Here is a 2,521-nt window from a genome sequence, read left to right on the forward strand (position 1 = left end):
CTGTTCTCGTTGGGCCGGATTCCGATCACAAGATCACATCGACCCGCCGCGCATCCGCCCTGGTCATCCAGCAAATGGCGGCTGCCGTACTAGCGGGTGTCTGGTAGGCCACCCTTACATATGGCAAGGACTTGGCAAGCTTTTCCTCGTCGGTGGCCGCCAAGAGGTCGGTGACCGACGTTCGGCAGGGAACCCACGAGATGAGGACCGGGTTGTCGGTGACGGCATCAGGGGTCCCTGCCAGGCACGGCGTACCCGAGGAGTGTGACACCCGCGTTGCGACCTCCGCGTCATCGTCGTCAGTCTCATCGGTGGGAGGTTCCGCCTTTGGCAGGACGCTGTCGAGGTCGGTGACGATAAGGGTGGTGAGGCCCAGGAACTGAATGAGGTTCTGGAATTTGTGAGCGAAGGCTCCGCCGACTTCCAGAAGCGTCAAGTGACACGACTTCAGCTCGGGAGCTTCCTTTTCGATCATGAGAGGTAGAAGCAGACGCTCTACGTTCCCCTCGATGAAGACGGCTGCGTCCGCGAAGAACAAGTCGCAGTGGGTGAGCTTGAAGTACTGGAGAAGGAAGGCACGGGAGGACTCTGCCTCCCCGTCATGGAAGAGTGAGAGGTTCTTGACATCGGTATCAGGGACGCCGGCGACTTTATCACGCCGCTGGAAGTAGCGGATGGGGCGGAAGCTGCTCTCGTAAATGACATGTGCCGAGTGCGTGGTGAGGACCAGTTGAGTGTTGCAGCCTGGTGGGTCGTGCAAGATACCTCTGATCTTGCGGGTGAAGACCTGCTGTAGTTGGGCGTGCAGATGCGCCTCTGGTTCCTCGATCATGACCAGATGCACAGGCGGACGATCGTCCTCTATTTCCTGCCAAGCATTGTGGAAGTCGAGTACCTCGATCGCCATGTAGATGAGGTTCTTAAAGCCCAGCCCGTTGTACCGATCCGGCAGCGTTGCTGGTTGACCGTCAGAATTCTCTGGCAGCCCGGGCAGAACGTAGTGTACCCCCGCGTTCTCGTGCACCAATGTCTCTGGCTTGAGGGACGTCTTGACCACAATCTCCGGATTCGAGAACCCCGGATAGCCAAGCGTACGGATGTTGTTCAGAGTGCTGTCGAAGACCGTGGCGAAGTGGGCGTTGAGGCTCGCCTCAGAGGCTGCCAAAGTACTGAGCGCTTTTAGGTTCACCTGGTACTTGTCGAGGTTACGCCGGTAGAAACTGCTGAGCTTCTTGGACAGATCCTCGGCACGTCCGTGTGAAGACGCGTCGGACAGGTGCCGCTGGGCGTCCATGAAGTCGACCCGGAGTAGCGACGCCAGCACGCGCTGACCTTCAGCGGTTGAGGCGAAAGGTGCGGGGTGGTAGTCCTCGGGGTACTCCCGATCGTCGCCGAGTTTGGTGTAGTCAAGGATGAAGTAGCGGACTTCATATTCGGTTCGCAGGCGCTTTTCTAGATACGCCGTCATGTGCTGCGGCCATGGTTTGTAGGTCGCCTCTTGTGTCAGAGGTGTCGCGCTCGCCTGTGCCGTATGGTAGTTATTGAGCAGGGATGCGTCGTTCTTTGGGCCGTATTCCAGTCGGATGCCAACCGGCGCCTGTTCCCATTCGAGTGTGGGGATTAGGTGCTTGACACGGTGAAGGCTATCTGCGTCGACGGCGAACCAGATATCCAGCGATATGCGCGGGAAGATCGGTTCCTCAACCGAGGTCTGCTCGGCGAGGCGATTAAAAATAGGCCAACAGTCGGCAGTGAAGTCATACAGGGAGAATGTCTCTTTCCCGCTAAGGAAACACTGCAGGGCATGCGAGACGGAGGTCTTCCCACTGTTGTTGGCGCCGACGAAGATAGTCGTTCCTGTTTCGAGGTCAACTCGGACGTGCTTCAGCCGACGGAAATTGCGGATGTGGAATGACTGGACGTGCACGTGCTACCTCTCGCCGCACCCTGCTCGATCGCCATGGTGGCCAGTGCGAGAACTCATGGCATAGCCCGCGAGAATCCCGACCGACCGTAGTGGATCGTACACACTGAGATAAGCGAGCGTGTCACTATTGCAACAATAGGCACGCTTCAGGACTGCTCTCTCATGCGATGGACTGGCGATCCACCAGTCTGAGGTCATCGGGTCGGCGCCTTAGGTCGTGTCTTGATGATGATCAATCGTTGAGTTGATCATGGATGCTTTCATTGATCGGCTGGTCCCCGACCAGTGGTGGGAGCTGTTTCAGCGAGTGGCGCCGCCGTTGCCAGCACGTCCGCAGGGTGGGGCGGCGACGGGCCGATGACCGCCTGGTCCTGGCGGCGATCGTGTTCGTGGCGACCACCGGCTGCACGGGGCGCCACCTTCCGCCGGTCTTCGGAGCGTCCTGGCAGACGGTGCACCGCCGCTTTGCCGAGTGCAGTGTAAGCGGACATGAGGAACCGGCTCTGTCTCACTCCACGGGGTAGCGGTTACAGCATGTGAGTTCTGGTGCGATTGGTGTTGGTCGCGGTCCTGTAACACGCTGCGCATGGGAAC

The 2,521-nt window shown here is 59.0% G+C and carries 1 protein-coding gene and 1 pseudogene; one reads left to right on the forward strand and one right to left on the reverse strand.

The window, feature by feature from the left end; genetic code table 11:
- Nucleotides 1-25: 25 nt before the first annotated feature.
- Nucleotides 26-1,927, reverse strand: a complete 1,902-nt coding sequence (locus ACFXJ8_RS43930) for an ATP-dependent endonuclease (protein WP_379651517.1) — start codon at nucleotides 1,925-1,927, stop codon at nucleotides 26-28.
- Between the two features lie 250 nt (nucleotides 1,928-2,177).
- Between ACFXJ8_RS43930 and ACFXJ8_RS43935 the strand changes: the two are divergent.
- Nucleotides 2,178-2,400, forward strand: a pseudogene (locus ACFXJ8_RS43935) (transposase); the annotation flags it as partial.
- Nucleotides 2,401-2,521: the final 121 nt, after the last annotated feature.

The sequence above is a fragment of the Nonomuraea sp. NPDC059194 genome (genome assembly GCF_042754765.1).
Taxonomy (GTDB): domain Bacteria; phylum Actinomycetota; class Actinomycetes; order Streptosporangiales; family Streptosporangiaceae; genus Nonomuraea.